19 protein-coding genes are annotated in these 18452 nt (G+C 60.6%); 10 read left to right on the top strand and 9 right to left on the bottom strand.

Annotated features, from left to right (window positions below; genetic code table 11):
- Nucleotides 1-97 precede the first annotated feature (97 nt).
- Nucleotides 98-2866, bottom strand: a complete 2769-nt coding sequence (gene polA / locus PMA3_RS00005) for a DNA polymerase I (RefSeq protein ID WP_064675245.1) — start codon at nucleotides 2864-2866, stop codon at nucleotides 98-100.
- A gap of 74 nt (nucleotides 2867-2940) precedes the next feature.
- Between polA and PMA3_RS00010 the strand changes: the two genes are divergently transcribed.
- Both PMA3_RS00010 and PMA3_RS00015 read left to right on the top strand, forming a co-directional pair.
- A complete protein-coding gene (locus PMA3_RS00010) occupies nucleotides 2941-3228 on the top strand; it encodes a DUF2782 domain-containing protein (protein WP_064675246.1) in 288 nt (95 codons plus the stop codon).
- Between the two features lie 59 nt (nucleotides 3229-3287).
- Nucleotides 3288-4238, top strand: a complete 951-nt coding sequence (locus PMA3_RS00015; protein ID WP_064675247.1) for a homoserine kinase — start codon at nucleotides 3288-3290, stop codon at nucleotides 4236-4238.
- Nucleotides 4239-4354: 116 nt separating this feature from the next.
- Here PMA3_RS00015 and PMA3_RS00020 read toward each other — a convergent pair whose 3' ends face one another.
- Complete coding sequence (locus tag PMA3_RS00020) at nucleotides 4355-5275, bottom strand: zinc ABC transporter substrate-binding protein ZnuA (RefSeq protein WP_064680585.1); 921 nt, start codon at nucleotides 5273-5275, stop codon at nucleotides 4355-4357.
- Between the two features lie 66 nt (nucleotides 5276-5341).
- Here PMA3_RS00020 and PMA3_RS00025 point away from each other — a divergent pair, with 66 nt between their 5' ends.
- The 4 genes from PMA3_RS00025 to PMA3_RS00040 are packed head-to-tail and all read left to right on the top strand — an operon-like array spanning nucleotide 5342 to nucleotide 8144.
- Nucleotides 5342-5824 carry a Fur family transcriptional regulator gene (locus PMA3_RS00025; protein WP_064675248.1) on the top strand — a complete coding sequence of 161 codons (483 nt, stop codon included), beginning with the start codon at nucleotides 5342-5344 and terminating at the stop codon, nucleotides 5822-5824.
- Nucleotides 5824-6609, top strand: a complete 786-nt coding sequence (znuC, locus tag PMA3_RS00030; RefSeq protein ID WP_064675249.1) for a zinc ABC transporter ATP-binding protein ZnuC — start codon at nucleotides 5824-5826, stop codon at nucleotides 6607-6609. The genes PMA3_RS00025 and znuC overlap by 1 nt, the downstream gene beginning before the upstream one ends.
- Nucleotides 6602-7390 carry a zinc ABC transporter permease subunit ZnuB gene (gene znuB / locus PMA3_RS00035; protein ID WP_064675250.1) on the top strand — a complete coding sequence of 263 codons (789 nt, stop codon included), beginning with the start codon at nucleotides 6602-6604 and terminating at the stop codon, nucleotides 7388-7390. The genes znuC and znuB overlap by 8 nt, the downstream gene beginning before the upstream one ends.
- Before the next feature lie 37 nt (nucleotides 7391-7427).
- Entirely contained in the window at nucleotides 7428-8144 is a 717-nt protein-coding gene (locus tag PMA3_RS00040) for a PA5502 family lipoprotein (protein ID WP_064675251.1), read from the top strand.
- A gap of 120 nt (nucleotides 8145-8264) precedes the next feature.
- Here PMA3_RS00040 and katE read toward each other — a convergent pair whose 3' ends face one another.
- The gene (katE, locus tag PMA3_RS00045; protein WP_064675252.1) at nucleotides 8265-10406 is read right to left on the bottom strand and encodes a catalase HPII; all 2142 of its coding nucleotides are present in this window, start codon (nucleotides 10404-10406) and stop codon (nucleotides 8265-8267) included.
- Nucleotides 10407-10676: 270 nt separating this feature from the next.
- Here katE and PMA3_RS00050 point away from each other — a divergent pair, with 270 nt between their 5' ends.
- The 3 genes from PMA3_RS00050 to PMA3_RS00060 all read left to right on the top strand — a co-directional run bounded on the left by PMA3_RS00050 (nucleotide 10677) and on the right by PMA3_RS00060 (nucleotide 13207).
- Nucleotides 10677-11684, top strand: coding sequence for a methionine ABC transporter ATP-binding protein (locus tag PMA3_RS00050; protein WP_064675253.1), 1008 nt, complete (start codon nucleotides 10677-10679; stop codon nucleotides 11682-11684).
- Nucleotides 11684-12358, top strand: coding sequence for a methionine ABC transporter permease (locus PMA3_RS00055; RefSeq protein WP_064675254.1), 675 nt, complete (start codon nucleotides 11684-11686; stop codon nucleotides 12356-12358). The genes PMA3_RS00050 and PMA3_RS00055 overlap by 1 nt, the downstream gene beginning before the upstream one ends.
- Before the next feature lie 75 nt (nucleotides 12359-12433).
- Entirely contained in the window at nucleotides 12434-13207 is a 774-nt protein-coding gene (locus tag PMA3_RS00060; RefSeq protein WP_064675255.1) for a MetQ/NlpA family ABC transporter substrate-binding protein, read from the top strand.
- A 152-nt stretch (nucleotides 13208-13359) separates the two neighbouring features.
- On the opposite strand, the gene PMA3_RS00065 is transcribed toward PMA3_RS00060, so the two are convergent.
- From PMA3_RS00065 to PMA3_RS00085, 5 genes are read right to left on the bottom strand one after another with little or no spacing between them, the layout of a single operon-like run.
- Nucleotides 13360-13995 (bottom strand): SCO family protein, encoded by a 636-nt coding sequence (locus tag PMA3_RS00065; protein WP_064675256.1) that lies wholly within the window; start codon nucleotides 13993-13995, stop codon nucleotides 13360-13362.
- A complete protein-coding gene (cyoE, locus tag PMA3_RS00070) occupies nucleotides 13992-14891 on the bottom strand; it encodes a heme o synthase (RefSeq protein ID WP_064675257.1) in 900 nt (299 codons plus the stop codon). Before cyoE ends, PMA3_RS00065 begins: the two co-directional genes overlap by 4 nt.
- Nucleotides 14879-15958 (bottom strand): COX15/CtaA family protein, encoded by a 1080-nt coding sequence (locus PMA3_RS00075; RefSeq protein WP_064675258.1) that lies wholly within the window; start codon nucleotides 15956-15958, stop codon nucleotides 14879-14881. Before PMA3_RS00075 ends, cyoE begins: the two co-directional genes overlap by 13 nt.
- 10 nt (nucleotides 15959-15968) lie before the next feature.
- Nucleotides 15969-16562, bottom strand: a complete 594-nt coding sequence (locus PMA3_RS00080) for a hypothetical protein (protein ID WP_064675259.1) — start codon at nucleotides 16560-16562, stop codon at nucleotides 15969-15971.
- Nucleotides 16528-17268 (bottom strand): SURF1 family protein, encoded by a 741-nt coding sequence (locus tag PMA3_RS00085; RefSeq protein WP_064675260.1) that lies wholly within the window; start codon nucleotides 17266-17268, stop codon nucleotides 16528-16530. Before PMA3_RS00085 ends, PMA3_RS00080 begins: the two co-directional genes overlap by 35 nt.
- 70 nt (nucleotides 17269-17338) lie before the next feature.
- Between PMA3_RS00085 and PMA3_RS00090 the strand changes: the two genes are divergently transcribed.
- Nucleotides 17339-17542 (top strand): twin transmembrane helix small protein, encoded by a 204-nt coding sequence (locus PMA3_RS00090; protein ID WP_008152470.1) that lies wholly within the window; start codon nucleotides 17339-17341, stop codon nucleotides 17540-17542.
- Nucleotides 17543-17562: 20 nt separating this feature from the next.
- Here PMA3_RS00090 and PMA3_RS00095 read toward each other — a convergent pair whose 3' ends face one another.
- Nucleotides 17563-18450: a cytochrome c oxidase subunit 3 gene (locus PMA3_RS00095; RefSeq protein ID WP_064675261.1), complete on the bottom strand. Its 888-nt coding sequence runs from the start codon at nucleotides 18448-18450 to the stop codon at nucleotides 17563-17565.
- Between the last annotated feature and the right edge of the window lie 2 nt (nucleotides 18451-18452).

Raw genomic sequence — 18452 nt, forward strand, 5'->3', positions numbered from 1 at the left:
CGCGATGGTCGTTAACGAAAACGCATGCTTACTGGCTAAACGCGGCGCTCTTGACTCCATCGCGAGCAAGCTCGCTCCTACAGAAGAAAGCGGCGCTCTAGTGCGCCTCATCCCAGTTATTGCCTACCCCCACCTCGACCAGCAGCGGCACATCCAGTTGCGCGGCCCCGCTCATGTGCACGCGAATTTCCTCACGCACCTGGTCGACCAGGTCTTCGCGCACTTCAAGCACCAATTCATCGTGCACCTGCAGGATGACTTTGGCGTCGAGGCCTGAGGAGGTCAGCCAGTTATCCACGGCGACCATGGCTTTCTTGATGATGTCCGCCGCAGTGCCTTGCATCGGGGCGTTGATCGCCGTGCGTTCGGCACCTTTGCGCAGGGCCGGGTTTTTCGCGTTGATTTCCGGCAGGTACAGGCGACGACCGAAGATGGTTTCGACGAAGCCTTGCTCGGCGGCCTGGGCGCGGGTGCGCTCCATGTACTCCAGCACGCCGGGATAACGGGTGAAGTACCGGTCGATATAAGCCTGGGACTGCTTGCGATCGACGCCGATCTGCTTGGCCAGGCCAAAGGCGCTCATGCCGTAGATCAAACCGAAGTTGATCGCCTTGGCGCTACGCCGCTGGTCGGTGGTGACCGCCTCCAGTTCGACCCCGAAGACTTCCGCTGCCGTGGCCTTGTGCACGTCCAGGTCATTGCGGAAGGCATACAGCAAGCCTTCATCCTTGGCCAGGTGAGCCATGATCCGCAGTTCGATCTGCGAATAGTCCGCGGCCAACAGTTTGTAGCCTTTTGGCGCGACGAACGCCTGACGAATCCGCCGGCCTTCGGCGGTACGGATCGGAATGTTCTGCAGGTTCGGATCGATCGACGACAAGCGTCCGGTGGCGGCAACGGCTTGCTGATAAGACGTATGGATGCGCCCGGTGCGAGCGTTGATCTGCTCTGGCAAACGGTCGGTGTAGGTGCTTTTGAGTTTGCTCAGCGAGCGGTATTGCATCAGCACCTTGGGCAGCGGGTAGTCCTGTTCGGCCAACTCGGCCAACACCGCTTCGGCCGTCGAGGCCTGGCCCTTGGCGGTTTTGCTGAGAATAGGCAAACCGAGCTTTTCGTAAAGGATCACGCCCAGTTGTTTTGGCGAGCCGAGGTTGAATTCTTCACCGGCGATGGCAAAGGCTTCCCGCTCCAGGGCAACCAGTTTCTCGCCCAGCTCGACGCTCTGGATGCCCAGCAGGTTGGCGTCCACGAGCGCACCCTGGCGTTCGATACGGGCCAGTACCGGCATCAGTGGCATCTCTATTTCGTTCAGCACTTTGCCCAGGCTTGGCGTGGCGGCGAGTTTTTCCTGCAAGGCCAGGTGCAGGCGGAAGGTGACATCGGCGTCTTCGGCGGCATAGGGGCCCGCCAGCTCGAGGGAGATCTGGTCGAAGGTCAGCTGTTTGACGCCTTTGCCCGCAATCTCGTGAATGTCGGTCTTGCTTTGGCCCAGATACTTGAGCGCCAGGCTGTCCATGTCGTGACGGGTGGCCGTCGAGTCGAGTACGTAAGATTCGAGCATGGTGTCGTAGGCAATACCCTGAACAATAATCCCGTTGCTCTGGTCGCCACCGATGGCGCAATTGGCCAGGATGTTGGTTTCGAACTTGGCGTGCTGACCGACTTTCAGCTGGTTCGGGTTCTCCAGCAGCGGCTTCAGCGCCAGCAGCACCGTGTCGCGATCCAGTTGTTCCGGCACGCCCATGTAGGAATGGGTCAGCGGAATGTAGGCCGCTTCGTTGGCCGCGACGGAAAACGACAGGCCCACCAGTTGCGAATGTTGGGCGTCGCTGCCATTGGTCTCGGTGACGAAAGCGATCAGCGGTGCCTTGGCGAGCTTGTCCAGCCAGGCCTCGAAGCGCTTTTGATCAAGGATGGTTTCGTACTTCGCTTCGACGGTGCCCGGCTGCTCGTCGACGACCTCGACAATGTCCTGGCCCGAGCGCTTGGCGTCGCGCTGGTTCTCATCGAACCAGCTCTTGAATTCCAGCAGGGTGTAGAGTTCGGCCAGTTTGTCGTGGTCCGGCTTGCCCATTTTCAAGTCGTCCAGGCCGACATCCAGTGGCACATCGATCTTGATCGTCGCCAACCGGTAGGAGAGAAATGCCATCTCCTTGTGCTCTTCGAGCTTGGCCGGCAGGGTCTTGGCCCCGCGAATCGGCAGGGTCGGCACGATATCGAGCTGCGCGTAGAGCTCGGTCAGGCCGCCGTTCACGCCGACCAGCAGGCCGGATGCGGTTTTAGGGCCGATGCCCGGAACGCCCGGAATGTTGTCGGACGAATCGCCCATCAGCGCCAGGTAATCGATGATCTGCTCGGGAGCGACGCCGAATTTCTCCTTCACGCCCTCCACGTCCAGCGCGCTACCGGTCATGGTATTGACCAAGGTAATGTGCCCGTCGACCAGTTGCGCCATGTCCTTGTCACCGGTGGAGATCACCACCGGGCGGTTGGCGGCGGCACTGCTGCGGGCCAGGGTGCCGATCACGTCGTCCGCTTCGACGTTGTCCACGCACAGCAACGGGAAGCCCAGGGCCTTGACGCTGGCGTGCAATGGCTCGATCTGGACACGCATGTCATCGGGCATGCTCGGACGGTTGGCCTTGTATTCGGCGAACATTTCGTCGCGAAATGTCCCGCCCTTGGCGTCGAACACCACGGCAAACGGACTGTCCGGGTACTGCTTGCGCAGGCTCTTGAGCATGTTCAACACGCCTTTGACCGCACCGGTCGGCAGGCCTTTGGACGTGGTGAGCGGTGGCAGGGCGTGAAACGCGCGGTACAGGTAAGAAGAACCGTCCACCAGGACGAGGGGGGCTTGGCTCATGAGCAGGATCAACCTTTTCGGCGGGTCCGGCGCTAGAATAGCGGGACCGTTGACGACAAAGGGACAAGGTTATCATGCGCACACTAAATCGCTTGCTGTTGGCTGGCTTGTTTGCAGTCACCCCATTGACCGTCATGGCGGCGGACGACGCGCCCTCTGCAGACCCGGATGTAACAATCCGCACTGAAGGTGACAAGACCATTCAGGAATATCGGCAAAATGGCTTTTTGTATGCCATCAAGGTGACCCCGAAAGGCGGTAAACCGTATTTTCTGGTACGCGCTGATGGCTCGGACGGTAACTTCATCCGCTCGGACCAGCCGGATATGCTGATTCCGTCGTGGAAAATATTCGAGTGGTAAGCCGCTCCTAACTTAAATCGGCGCCGGCAGTCGCGGCGCCCGTACTGGCAGTTTTAACCATGTCTGTGTTTACCCCGCTGGCTCGGCCCGAGCTGGAAACCTTTCTCGCCCCATACGGGCTCGGCCGCCTGCTTGATTTTCAGGGGATTGCCGCCGGTAGCGAAAATACCAATTTCTTTATCAGCCTGGAGCAGGGCGAATTTGTCCTGACCCTGGTGGAGCGTGGTCCGGTCCAGGAGATGCCGTTCTTCATCGAGCTGCTCGACGTGCTGCACGACGCCGATCTGCCGGTGCCTTATGCACTGCGCACCACCGACGGCGTCGCGCTGCGCGAACTGGCCGGCAAACCTGCGCTGTTGCAGCCACGTCTGGCGGGCAAGCACATCAAGGACGCCAACGCGCAGCATTGTGCTCAGGTCGGGGAGCTGCTGGCTCATCTGCACCTGGCGACCCAGGCCAACATGATCAAGCGCAAGACCGATCGCGGCCTGGACTGGATGCAGGAGGAGGGCACGCAGTTGCTGTCGCATCTGAATGCCGGACAGAGCGATCTGTTGCAGCGGGCGCTGGACGAAATCAATCAGCAGAAAACGAAAATTCTGGCCCTGCCGCGCGCCAACATCCACGCCGACCTGTTCCGCGACAACGCGATGTTCGAAGGCACGCACCTGACCGGGTTGATCGACTTCTACAACGCTTGCTCGGGGCCGATGCTCTACGACGTGGCGATTGCCTTGAACGACTGGTGTTCGGACGAGAACGGGAAGATCGACGGGCCGCGGGCGCGGGCGTTGCTGGGCGCTTATGCGGCGTTACGGCCGTTCACCGCTGCAGAAGCCGAGCTGTGGCCGACCATGCTGCGGGTGGCGTGTGTGCGGTTCTGGTTGTCGCGGTTGATCGCGGCCGAGTCGTTTGCCGGGCAGGATGTGTTGATTCACGATCCGATGGAGTTTGAGCTGCGGTTGGCGCAGCGGCAGAAAGTCAGCACGCCGCTACCTTTCGCCCTATAAAAGCATCGCGGGCAAGCCCGCTCCCACAGGTTTTGTGTTGGTCACACTATTGGCGAACGACACGAACTCTGTGGGAGCGGGCTTGCCCGCGAATGGGGCCGACACGATTTTTCGGGTTACAACGACTCCAGACACCCCGCCAGATCATTCCCCAACTTCTCCAGCACCTGCTCATACCCCTGAGCGGTCGCTGGCGTGTAACCGCCCAGTGCATCCAGCTCCGCCAGTTTCACCGGCAAGCCGGCCACCAGGGTTTCCGCCAGCCGCGGACGCAGCGGCGGCTCGCTGAACACGCAAGTCTTGCCGACTTCCTGCAACCGCGTGCGCATCGCCGCGACGTGTTGGGCGCCAGGCTGTACTTCGGCGGCGACGCTGAACACGCCGGCATGCTTGAGGCCATAGGCGTCTTCGAAGTAATCGAAGGCTTCGTGGAACACGAAATAAGGTTTGCCCTCAATCCCGGCCAGACGTTTCTTCAAACGCAGATCCAGCGCATCCAGACGTTCATCGAAAGTCTTGAGGTTGCTCTGGTAGCGGGCCGCATTGGCCGGATCGACAGCACTGAGGTCGGTAGCCATTTTCGTCGCGATTACGCGAGCATTTATCGGCGATAACCACAGATGCGCATCCAGGCTGCCCGGACGGTGATCGTGATCATGCTCGTCGGCTTCTTCAGTGCGTGAGTGGTTATCTTCGGCGAAATGGCGCAGTTTCAGGCCAGGTAATTGTTGTACGGCGACACTGGGAAGCGTACGGCCATTAAGCACCCGAGGCAGGAAACCTTCCATGCTCGGCCCGATCCAGTACAGCAGATCCACCGATTGCACCTTCCGCACGTCGGATGGGCGCAAGGCATAGTTATGCGGCGAGGCACCGGGTGGCAACAGGACTTCGGGAATGGCTACGCCGTCCTGCACCGCCGCGGCGATCAGCTGCAGGGGCTTGATGCTGGTGAGGACTTTGACTTCAGCCTGGGCTGGACCGATCAGCAGAAAAGTTGCGATAAATGCGACAAAGATAGAAAAAAGTCGGGACACGATGACCACTCGAAGAGGCGAGAACGGGTAACATAATAACGTCTCTCACAAACCTCGTCGCCGCTCATGCCTAAAACACCGATCGCCAGCCGTCCCCACGACCACTCTCACTGCGTTCATAGCGCACTGTCTGAGGCCGATGCCCTGTGCACGCGTCAGGGTCTGCGCCTGACCGCCTTGCGTCGGCGGGTGCTGGAACTGGTCTGGCAAAGCCACAAGCCATTGGGCGCCTACGACATACTCGCGGTGCTCAGCGAGCAGGATGGCCGCCGCGCCGCGCCGCCGACGGTGTACCGCGCGCTGGATTTCCTGCTGGAAAACGGCCTCGTCCACCGCATTTCCTCGTTGAACTCTTTCGTCGGTTGCAACCACCCGGGACATGCTCACCAGGGTCAGTTTCTGATCTGCCGCGCATGCCATGCCGCTATCGAGCTCGAACAGACGTCCATCAGTGACGCGATCATCGGCAGCGCCAAAGAGGTCGGATTCGTCGTCGAAGGCCAGACCGTGGAAGTGGTCGGCCTCTGCTCGGGTTGCCAGGGGGCTTGATGAGCAACGCGCTGATCCGCCTCGAACAGGTTGCAGTCACCTTCGCCGGGCAAAACGTGCTGGATAACATCGAGCTGAGCGTCGAGCCGGGGCAGATCGTGACCTTGATCGGTCCCAATGGCGCGGGCAAGACCACCTTGGTGCGCGCTGTGCTTGGCCTGCTGAAACCGGACAGCGGCAGCGTCTGGCGCAAGCCGAAACTGCGGGTCGGCTACATGCCGCAAAAACTGCACGTCGATCCGACACTGCCGCTTTCCGTGCTGCGCTTCTTGCGTCTGGTGCCGGGCGTCGATCGCGCCCGAGCCCTGGCAGCGCTCAAGGAAGTCGGCGCCGAGCAGGTGATCGACAGCCCGGTGCAAAGTGTTTCCGGCGGTGAAATGCAACGCGTGCTGCTGGCCCGGGCATTGCTGCGGGAGCCGGAACTGTTAGTGCTCGATGAGCCGGTACAAGGTGTGGACGTGGCCGGTCAAGCCGAACTCTATAGCCTGATCACCCGATTGCGCGACCGTCACGGTTGCGGGGTGTTGATGGTGTCCCATGACTTGCACCTGGTGATGAGCACCACCGACCAGGTGGTCTGCCTGAATCGTCACGTCTGCTGCTCCGGGCATCCCGAGCAGGTCAGCGGCGACCCGGCTTTTGTCGAACTGTTCGGCAAGAACGCGCAAAGCCTGGCGATTTACCACCACCATCACGACCACGCCCATGACCTGCATGGTTCGGTGGTCAACGCGACCCCGGCGGCCCCTACCCACGTTCACGGAGATAGCTGCAAGCATGGCTGATTTTCTGCTCTACGCCCTGCTTGCAGGTCTGGCTCTGGCACTGGTTGCAGGTCCGTTGGGATCGTTCGTGGTCTGGCGGCGCATGGCCTATTTCGGCGACACCTTGTCCCATGCCGCACTGCTCGGCGTGGCGCTGGGCTTTTTGCTGGATGTCAGCCCGACTGTCGCGGTCACCGTAGGCTGTCTACTCTTGGCCGTGTTGTTGGTGACCTTGCAACAGCGCCAGCCGTTGGCGTCCGACACGCTGTTGGGAATTCTCGCACCCAGCACCCTCTCTCTGGGCCTGGTGGTACTAAGCTTCATGCATGAAGTGCGGATCGACCTGATGGCCTATCTGTTCGGCGACCTGCTGGCGATCAGTCCAACCGACCTGGCCTGGATACTCGGCGGCAGTGCGGGGGTGCTGGCCTTGCTGGTGACGTTGTGGCGGCCAATGTTGGCGATCACAGTCCATGAAGAGCTGGCCAAGGTGGAAGGTTTGCCGGTCGCGGCGTTGCGCCTGGTCCTGATGCTGTTGATCGCGGTAGTCATCGCAGTGGCGATGAAGATCGTCGGGGTATTGCTGATCACTTCGCTGCTGATCATTCCGGCGGCTGCGGCGCAGCGTCACGCCCGGTCACCGGAGCAGATGGCACTGGGCGCGAGCCTGCTGGGCATGCTCGCGGTCTGTGGCGGGCTGGCGTTGTCGTGGTTCAAGGACACCCCGGCGGGTCCATCGATTGTGGTGGCGGCTGCCGCACTGTTTCTGCTGAGTTTTGTCCTGCCCCGTCGAGGGGTGTAGACTTGCTCGTTTTTTGCGCAAATAGAGAGTCGCAGGAATGAAGCCGTTCGCCTCCCGTTATCTGCTCCTTGTCGCATTTTCCGTGCTGCTGGGCGCTTGCCAAAGCACGCCACCGGCGGCCACCGAGCCCGCCGATGCACGGGCAACGGCCATTGCACAGCTGGAACAAAGCCTCGCCAGTAGCGAATTGGCCACTGCGGAAGGGCAGCTGGCAGCCCTGCAGGCCGAGTCGCCCAACGATCAGTCCCTTGAGCAATATCAGCGGCAACTCGCCGAAGCCTATCTGCGCCGTAGCCAGATCGTGCTGCAAAAAGGTGATGTAAATGCTGCCGCCACTGCGCTGAGCCGCGCCCGGGCATTGATGCCCAAGGCTCCCGCGCTGACCGGCGGAGTGAACAACGCGATCGTCAATGCCCGTAAAGCCGAGCTGGACAGGGCTGAAGCGGCGCTCATGGCGGCCGAAGCCAAGCCGCAGGCCAAAGTGATCGACCCGACCGCCGAAAGCACCACGGTGGCGTTGAACCTGACGGATATGGCCAAGCTTCGCCGGCAACTGGACGCTATCGCCGCCGATGTGGTGAATTATCAGTGTGACGTGAGCATTCAGGCGCCGCGCACCCAGGATTATCCTTGGTTGGCCACCTTGCTGACCAAGCGGGTGAAGAAGCTGGATTCGGAGTTTGATTTGAACCTGGAAAAGCAGATTTTGCGCAATATTCCGGCGCAGATGGTTTTGAGTCCGCGTAAGCCTTAAAAGCTTCGCGGGCAAGCCTCGCTCCTACAAGGGCAGTGTCGTTCGCGGATCATATGAACGACACAAAATCTGTAGGAGCGAGGCTTGCCCGCGAAGGCGTCCTCCCTATCGATACAAAACCTAAGCCGGAACCCCCTTGGCCTTAGGCTCCCGATCCCACACCCGATGCTGCCCGATCGCGGCAAAAAACGGCTTGGTCAACTTGGCGGCATCCTTCTCCACGATCAACCCTGCATCAACCTCCAGCTTCAACACATCCAGCAACTGCCTGGCCTCGCCATGCAACGCAATCGCCTTCAAGTGTTTGTATGCCTCAAGCAGGTAATGCAGCGCCACGCCATCAGTGCTCAACGCCTTGATCGACGCCGCGCCTCCGGGCACGAATACCGCATCGAAGGCGATGGATGGCAAGCCTTCCATCGACGCATCCACGGGCAGTGCTTTGCCATCGGCGGTTGTTACCGGCGCCGAGGTTGGGCCGAGCAGTTTTGCGTGCGCGCCTTCAGCCTTCAACGCCGCTTTCATTGCATCAATCGCCGCACCGTCGACACCATTGGCCGCCAGAATCGCGACTTTGCGCGTCTTGATATCGCCCGGTAGCAAGTTCGCCTGGCTCAGGGCCGGTGAGCGATCCAGGGAGATTTTCGGTACATCGACCGTTCCGGCTTTCGGCGCTGGCAGGCCGAGGTTCTGCGCAACGCGCCCGGCCAGCTCCAGATCGATGTTGGCGAGGATCTCATTCACCTCCCGCGCGCGGATGTGCTCACGCTCGACCTTGCCCAGCTCAAAACTGTAAGCGGCGATGATGTGCTCTTGCTCGTGCTTGCTCATGCTGTGGAAGAACAACCGCGCCTGGGAGAAGTGGTCGCCGAACGACTCGCTGCGCTGGCGGATCTTGTTCGCATCGATGCGCTCGGGATGGGTCTCGAAGCCACCATTTTGTGCGGCGGGCGGAGTTTCTTTCGGCCAGCCGCCGTCAATGGAGTTCGGCTCGTAGGAGGCACGGCCCTTGTCGATGGTGGTGCGGTGTTGCGCGTCCCGCTGGCCATTGTGGAATGGCGCGACCGGACGGTTGATCGGAATCTCGTGAAAGTTCGGCCCACCGAGTCGGCTGATCTGCGTGTCGGTGTAGGAAAACAGTCGCCCTTGCAGCAGTGGATCGTTGGAGAAGTCGATCCCCGGCACGATATGCCCAGGGCAGAACGCGACCTGCTCGGTCTCGGCAAAGAAGTTGTCCGGGTTGCGGTTGAGCACCATCTTGCCCAGCGGGGTAATCGGCACGGTTTCTTCGGGAATGATTTTGGTCGGGTCGAGCAGGTCGAAATCGAAGCTGTGTTCGTTTTCCTCTTCGACTATCTGCACGCCCAGTTCCCATTCCGGGTAATCGCCCATCTCGATCGACTCCCACAGATCGCGACGGTGGTAGTCGGTATCTTTGCCGGCGAGCTTCTGCGCTTCATCCCAGACCAGCGAGCAGGTCCCGGCGGAAGGGCGCCAGTGGAATTTGACGAAACGGGATTTACCTTCGGCGTTGATCATGCGGAAAGTGTGCACGCCGAACCCCTGCATGCTGCGCAGGCTCTTGGGAATCGCCCGATCGGACATGGCCCACATCACCATGTGCGCCGATTCAGGTACCAGCGATACGAAGTCCCAGAAGGTGTCGTGAGCCGAACCGCCGGTGGGAATCTCGTTGTGGGGCTCGGGTTTCACCGCGTGCACGAAATCAGGGAACTTGATGGCATCCTGAATGAAGAACACCGGCATGTTATTGCCCACCAGGTCGAAGTTGCCTTCGTCGGTGAAGAACTTCACGGCGAAACCGCGTACGTCGCGCACGGTATCGCCCGACCCGCGAGGGCCCTGCACCGTGGAAAAGCGCACGAACACCGGGGTCTGTTTGGCGGGGTCTTGCAGGAAGCCGGCCTTGGTCAGCACGGAGTGGTTTTCGTATGACTGAAAGTAACCGTGGGCACCGGTCCCGCGGGCATGCACGATGCGCTCGGGAATGCGCTCATGGTCAAAATGCGTGATCTTTTCACGCATGATGAAGTCTTCCAGCAACGATGGCCCGCGATCGCCGACCTTCAACGTATTCTGGTTGTCCGAGACCTTCACGCCCTGATTGGTGCGCAGGGCCTGTTCAGTGGCATCGGAGCGGAATTTTTCCAGGCTTTCGAGCTTGGCATTGGTGTTGCCGCGGTCCAGGGTATCGGTCCCGGCCAGTGCGCTTTTGGGGGCGGCAGGCTTTTTCGTGCTCATCAGTCGTAAACTCCTCGTTTCGATTCCCGTCCGTCTTAGCCAGGACTCTTGGGCGATATCCCCAGGCACGGCACCCGGGGCGTTTTCGAGTTGCCTAATTAGTGACTGGTGACATTTTTAGCCGTTCCTTTTTTCTGACCTTTGATCGCGTTATTGCCAAATGACAGGTTGAATGCGAAATAAATGCTAAGAACCTCTATACGGACAGGCTAAAATGCGCGCCCGGCTATCCGCTGATCCTTTTCTAACGCGCCCCACAAGGTTCGCTACGTGATCGAGTTTCAAAACGTCCACAAAACCTACCGCGTCGCCGGTAAGGATATTCCCGCCCTGCACCCGACCAGTCTGACGATTGAAAACGGTCAGGTATTCGGCCTGATCGGCCATTCCGGTGCGGGAAAAAGTACCCTGCTGCGCCTGATCAATCGCCTGGAAAACGCCAGCGGCGGCAAGATCTTTGTCGATGGCGAAGAAGTCACCGCGCTTGATGCCAACAGCCTGCGGCGCTTCCGTCAGCAGGTCGGGATGATTTTCCAGCACTTCAACCTGCTCGCGTCCAAGACCGTGGCCGACAACGTCGCGCTGCCGCTGACGCTGGCCGGTGAACTGTCCCGCACCGAGATCGATCGGCGTGTGGCCGAGTTGCTGGCACGGGTCGGACTTTCCGACCATGCCAAAAAGTACCCGGCGCAATTGTCCGGTGGCCAGAAACAGCGAGTCGGTATCGCCCGTGCCTTGGCAACCAAGCCGAAAATCCTGTTGTGCGACGAGGCGACCAGCGCTCTTGATCCGCAGACCACCGCATCGGTCCTGCAATTGCTGGCCGAGATCAATCGTGAGCTAAAGCTGACCATCGTCCTGATCACTCACGAAATGGACGTGATCCGCCGTGTCTGTGACCAGGTGGCAGTCATGGACGCCGGGGTGATTGTCGAGCAAGGCTCGGTGGCCGAGGTGTTCCTGCATCCCAAGCACCCGACGACCAAACGCTTTGTGCAAGAAGACGAGCAGATCGATGAAAGTGAACAGCGCGATGACTTCGCTCACGTACCGGGTCGCATCGTGCGCCTGACCTTCCAGGGCGAAGCGACCTACGCGCCGTTGCTCGGGACTGTCGCCCGTGAAACCGGGGTCGACTACAGCATCCTGGCCGGTCGAATCGACCGCATCAAAGACGTTCCCTACGGGCAGTTGACCCTGGCCGTGACCGGCGGCGACATGGAAGCGGCGTTCGCCCACTTCACCGCAGCCGACGTCCACATGGAGGTCCTGCGCTGATGGAAGTCCTGACAAGTTTCTTCGTCAATATCGACTGGTTCGAAATCTGGCTGGCCACCGGCGATACCCTGCTGATGCTCTTCGGTTCGCTGTTGTTCACTGTGCTGCTGGGCTTGCCGCTGGGTGTATTGCTGTTCCTTTGCAGCCCGCGTCAGCTGCTGGAAGCCAAAGGCGTCTATGCGATGTTGTCGCTGGTGGTGAACATCCTGCGTTCGCTGCCGTTCATCATTCTGTTGATCGTGATGATTCCGTTCACGGTATTGATCACCGGCACTTCGCTGGGGGTCGCCGGTGCGATTCCACCGCTGGTGGTGGGCGCCACGCCATTCTTTGCGCGACTGGTGGAAACCGCCTTGCGTGAAGTGGATCGCGGCATCATCGAGGCGACCCAGGCGATGGGCGCGACGACGCGGCAGATCATCACCAATGCCTTGTTGCCGGAGGCTCGCCCGGGCATCTTTGCCGCGATTACTGTGACTGCCATTACCCTGGTGTCCTACACGGCGATGGCCGGTGTGGTTGGCGCGGGCGGTCTGGGTGACCTGGCGATCCGCTTCGGCTACCAGCGTTTCCAGACCGATGTGATGGTGGTGACCGTGGTGTTGCTGCTGGTGCTGGTACAAGTGCTGCAAACCGTTGGCGACAAATTGGTTGTCCACTTTTCTCGTAAATGACTTTTTAATTAAATGCATGAGCCGGCCATTCGCTGGCAGGCGCCGAAGACAGGCGCCTCACATGGAGTTAGCTGAATGAAAAAACTACTCGTCGCATTCGCTGCCGTTGCAGCCTTTTCCGCCCACGCAGCCGACACCTTGACCGTTGCTGCCACCCCGGTCCCGCACGCGGAAATCCTCGAATTCGTCAAACCGGCCCTGGCCAAGGAAGGCGTGGACCTGAGGGTCAAGGTCTTCACCGACTACATCCAGCCGAACGTGCAGGTGGCCGAAAAGCGTCTGGACGCCAACTTCTTCCAGCACCAGCCGTACCTCGATGAGTTCAACAAGGCCAAGACCACCAATCTGGTGGCCGTGACCGGCGTACACCTGGAACCGCTGGGCGCTTACTCCAGCAAGTACAAGACGCTGGCGGAACTGCCGGGCGGTGCCAACGTAGTGATCCCGAACGATGCCACCAACGGCGGCCGTGCGCTGTTGCTGCTGGCGAAGGCCGGCCTGATCAAGTTGAAGGATTCGAACAATATCCTGTCGACCGTGAAAGACATCACCGAGAATTCCAAGGACCTGAAATTCCGCGAACTGGAAGCCGCGACCATCCCCCGCGTGCTGACACAGGTCGACCTGGCGCTGATCAACACCAACTACGCGCTGGAAGCCAAGCTCGATCCGGCCAAGGATGCGCTGGTCATCGAAGGCAGCGATTCGCCATACGTGAACATCCTCGTGTCCCGTCCGGATGACAAGGACAGTGCTGCCATGCAGAAACTGGTGACTGCACTGCACAGCCCGGAAGTGAAGGCGTTCATTCTCGAGAAGTACAAAGGCGCGGTAGTGCCGGCGTTCTGATCCGACGCTTTAACAAAAAAATGGGGCGCATTGAATGCGCCCCATTTTTTTATGCCTGAAACACCGCCCCTGTAGGAGCCCGGCTTGCCGGCGAAGGCGATCTTCCGGACGCCTTCGCCGGCAACCGGGCTCCTGCAGGGATCGTGTCGTGATTATTTGCGGTTTAGCATCACCGGCAACTGCGCAACCAATTTCACATTATTCAGCGGCGCCCGAATAAACCCACGCTGCGTCCCGTCCGGCCCGATCACCGCCAGGTTGCCACTATGATCAACCGTGTAATTCGGTTTGCTGGTGTCCGCCGGGATGAACGGGATGCTCACCGCATTGGCCAGTTTCTGAATGTCTTCCACCGAAGACGCCGTCAGCCCTATGAATTGAGGATCGAAGTAGCCCAGGTACTGCTTGAGTTGCTTGGGGGTATCGCGGTTCGGGTCGACGCTGACCAGCACAATCTGCAGCTTGTCCACCGCCTCGGGTGGCAGTTCGCTTTTGATCTGGCGTAGCTGGGCGAGGGTGGTCGGGCAGATGTCCGGGCAGAAGGTATAGCCGAAGAACAGTAGCGACCATTTGCCCTTCAACTCGTTGACCGTGACCGGCTTGCCGTCCTGATCGGTCATCGTCACATCCGGCAGGTTGCGGCTCTGCGGCAGCAAGATGATCCCGGCGTCGATCAACGCGGTCGGATCACCCTGGCCTTTGCCTGACAGGACTTTGTTGATGGTCAGGCCCAGGACCAGCGCGATCAGGGCGACGAGGATGAAGACGGTTTTCTGGGTTCGAGTCATAGGTTCAACAGTAGGTAGTGGTCTACGAGCAGCGCGATGAACAGCAGGAACAAGTAATAGATAGAGTACTTGAAGGTGTTGATCGCCGCGTGCGGCCGAGTGCCACGGTACAGCACCACGGCCCATTGCAGAAACCTCGCGCCCAGGCCGAGTGCGCAAACCAGGTAGAGAATGCCGCTCATGTGGATCACATACGGCATCAGGCTCACGGCCAGCAGCGCAAACGTATAGAGCAGGATGTGAACCTTGGTGTAGTGCTCGCCGTGGGTCACCGGCAGCATCGGAATGTCGGCCTTGGCGTATTCTTCTTTGCGGTGAATGGCCAGGGCCCAGAAGTGCGGCGGGGTCCAGGCGAAGATGATCAGCACCAGCAACAAGGGTTCGGCGCTGACATGCCCGGTGGCGGCGGTCCAGCCAAGCAGTGGAGGGGCGGCGCCGGCCAGTCCGCCAATGACGATGTTTTGCGGCGTCGCACGTTTAAGGAAACCGGTGTAGACCACGGCGTAACCCAGCAGTGACGCGAGGGTGAGCCACGCGGTCAATGGGTTGGTGAAGGCCAGCAAAATGGCTTGGCCGAGCACCGCAAGCACCAGGGCGAACGTCAGTGCAGCAGCCGGCGACACCCGGCCCTCGGCCAATGGCCGTTTGTGCGTGCGCGCCATGACCGCATCGATCCGGCGATCCACCACATGGTTGACCGCCGCCGCACCGCCGGCGCACAGGGCGATCCCCAGGTTGCCGAACACCAGCACTGTCCATGGCACCCCGGCGCGGGTCGCGAGGAACATGCCGACCAGCGAGGTGATCAGCATCAGCACCACCACTTTCGGCTTGGTCAGCTCCAGATAGTCGCGCCAGATTGCCTGGCGGTGACGTTCGCCGATCAGAGTCGCCATGGCATCTCTCCTTTTATTGTTATGGGCCCGGCCGAAGTTTTACGCGGGCTGAAGCGCCAGCGTGCAGGGGGTTGCTGCTTGACCCGAACCAGACGGGTCCGCGCGTGATAATTGACCAATACCAGTGTCAGCAAGAGTGCCGCGCCGCCGGCGTTGTGGGCGACCGCCACCGGCAGTGGCAGGTGAAACAGCACGTTGCTGATACCGAGGGTGATTTGTGCGGCGAGGGCGGTCAGCACCAGCCCGGCCAGGCGCGTCATGCCGACGTGTTTCAGTTGCCACGCCAGGCCGAGCAACACCAGGGTTACCAGCAGGGCACCGATACGGTGAGTCAGGTGAATCGCGGTGCGGGCGTCGCTATCCAGTTGTCCGCCGAGGTAGTTCGGGCCGATGTGCTGGGTCAGATGAAAGCCGTTGGCAAAGTCGGCCGGCGGCAACCATTGCCCGTGGCATGTCGGAAAGTCGATACAGGCTACCGCCGCGTAGTTGGAACTGACCCACCCGCCAAGGGCGATCTGCCCGATGACCAGCAGCAACCCGGCGGTCGCCCAGTGCTGCAATCGACGCGGTACCGTCAGTGCTGGCAATACGCCGGACAGGCGCAAAGTCAGCAGAAACAACAGGCTCAAGGTCGCAAAGCCGCCGAGCAAGTGCCCGGTCACCACTTGCGGCCAGAGCTTGAGCGTCACCGTCCACATACCGAATGCCGCTTGGGCGATTACCACGGCCAACAGAAACAGCGGCAACTTCACCGGTTGTCCCGGCTGGCGCCGATGCACCCAGGCACGGCCGGCCAAGACCGAGATCAACAGCCCGAGAGTGCCGGCGAAGTAGCGATGGACCATCTCGTTCCAACCCTTGCGGGCTTCGACGGGCGCGTCAGGAAAGTTCAGCTCGGCATGGGCCAGTTGGGCTTCGCTGTTCGGCACGCTGATAAAGCCATAACAACCCGGCCAGTCCGGACAGCCAAGGCCGGCGTGGGTCAGGCGGGTGTAGGCGCCGAGCAACACCACAATCAGTGCCAGCAAGGTGGCAAACAGCGCGAGGCGAAATCCAGGTTTGGCCATGACGATGCCCTTATCCGATGTTCGACAGTTTCAGCAGATGGCGCAGGTCGTTGAGCAGGTCCTTGCCTTTGACCGTCGGTTCATAGCGCAGCACCAGGTTGCCGTGAGGGTCGATGATCCACAGCTGAGGAACGGTTGAGTCCCCGGTCGTCTTGCTGAAGGTCGTCAGGTCCATGGGGTAACGTTGCAGTTGGGGGTACTCGCGCGTCAGCCTGGCGTCGTAATCGCTGTTCAGCGGTTGCGCCGCGGCCAGGGCGTGACTGGCGCGCCCGGCATCACGGCCGAGGCCGATCTGGACTTGCCGCGCCAGATACACCAGCTGCTGGCAATCGACCGAACACTCCTTGGGGGCCGTGACCAGCAACTGCCAGCGGTCCTCCTGCGCTTGCACACCAATGTCCCCGCGGGTCTGGCCGTTGCCGATCAATTCGCCGTGATAACTGCGGCCTTCCGGCACCCAGAACTGAAATTTGTACATGCCGGTGGCAAGGATCATCGGGCCGATCACCCCCAGCAGGATCAGCAACAACTGCAAGCGACCCTTGCGCCGACTCGGCGGGCTTTTCGCCTCAGACATGTTGGGTGGATTCATGGCCGCTCCCATGGTGTTTCTCCTTTGCGTTGTGCCAGCCGAGGTAGAGATAAAGGCCGAACAGGGCGATCGACATCGCGAACCACTGCACGGCATAAGCCAGGTGTTTTTCCGGTCCCATGGCCACTACCGGCCAATTGGCCTGGTAAGCCGCGGGGCCGCTTTCTGCGCGTAATTCGTAGGCGAAGCCGTCGCGGTCCAGCGCGGTCCAGAGCCTGGCCGGTTCGACGGCGGTCACCAGCTGTGGCCAGGTCGTGGCGTTCGGGTCGGCGTGCAGCTGAAAAGTGGCGCCGGGGGAGACGTAGACCCAGGCGTCGAGACTCAATGCCTGTTTGGGTGTGGTGAATTGCGGCGGGGTGCGTCGGTCCGGCCATGGCAGCCAGCCGCGATTGACCAGCAGCCACAGTCCGGTCGCCTGATCCTGAAAGGGTTGCAGCAACTCGACGCCGACCTTGCCGTCGCGCTGGCGGTTATCCAGCAGCAGGCTGTGCGCGGCATCGAATTGGCCGTGCAGGCGAACGCGACGGAAGGCCGGATCCTGGGTGTGTTGCAACCCGGTACTGGCCATCGGTTCGGCGACCCGGCGTTCGGCATAGGTTTGCAGCAGCGCGCTTTTCTCCGCGCCCCGGCTCAACTGCCAGAACCCGAGTGAAACCAGCATGGGCAGCAACAACGCGACCACCAGGGTCGGCACGATGCCCGGCCGGAAGCGCTTCATGGCATCGCCAAAAAGTCATGCGTCGCGATAGCTATACTCAAGTGCATCGCCTTACCCCCGGAGTTCCACCATGCTCAAAGCAGCCATCGTCCTGATGCTGATTGCCACGGTTGTCAGCCTGTTCAGCGGCCTGTTTTTTCTGGTCAAGGACGACAGCAGTTCGAACCGCCTCGTCATTGCCTTGAGTGTCCGTGTCGCTCTGGCCGCCATCACCGTCGGCTTGATTGCCTGGGGTTTCTTCAGCGGCCAATTGGTCTCCCACGTTCCGTGGTAGGTGTAGGAGCAAGCTTGCTCCTACAGCACATAGACGAACACGAACAGCCCGATCCATACCACGTCCACGAAGTGCCAATACCAACTCGCCGCCTCGAAGCCAAACTGGTGCTCGTTGTCGAAATGCCCCCGCATGATCCGCATCAGCATCACAAACAGGATGATGGTGCCGATGGTCACGTGGGCGCCGTGGAAACCGGTGAGCATGAAAAAGGTCGCGCCGTAGATGCCCGAACCCAGGGTCAGCCCCAATTCGTGGTAGGCATGGATGTATTCTTCGGCCTGGAATCCGAGAAATGCACAACCAAGCAACACCGTGATCGCCAGCCAGATTTTCAGCGCGCCGCGATGGCCCTTTTTCAAGGCGTGGTGGGCGATGGTCACGGTGACGCTGGAGCTCACCAGCAGTACGGTATTGAGCAGCGGCAGGCCCCAGGGGCTGATCACGTCCTTGGGTGCCGGGAAAAGTTTGGGGTCAGGGTTATTCAGCAACGGCCAGGTAAATTCGAACGCCGGCCACAGCATGTGGGCGATGCCTTTGACGCCTTCACCGCCCAGCGCCGGGCCAGTGACGTTGCGCACATAAAATAATGCCCCGAAGAACGCAATGAAGAACATCACCTCCGAGAAGATGAACCAGCTCATGCCCCAGCGAAACGAGCGATCCATCTGCGGGCTGTACAACCCTTGGCGACTTTCCTTGATCACTGTCCCGAACCAGCCGAACAACATGTAAGCCAGCAACAGGCTCCCGACGAAAAAGATCAGCGGGCCATGGGAGTCCGGCCGCGCGGCTTTCAGGTCGTTGAACCAGGTGGCCAGGCCGAACACCGTGACAAACATGCCGACCGTGGCGATGATCGGCCATTTGCTCTGGGCCGGAACGTAATAATGCTCATGAGTTGCCATTT

Origin of the sequence: Pseudomonas silesiensis (assembly GCF_001661075.1) — a bacterium.
Lineage (GTDB): Bacteria > Pseudomonadota > Gammaproteobacteria > Pseudomonadales > Pseudomonadaceae > Aquipseudomonas > Aquipseudomonas silesiensis.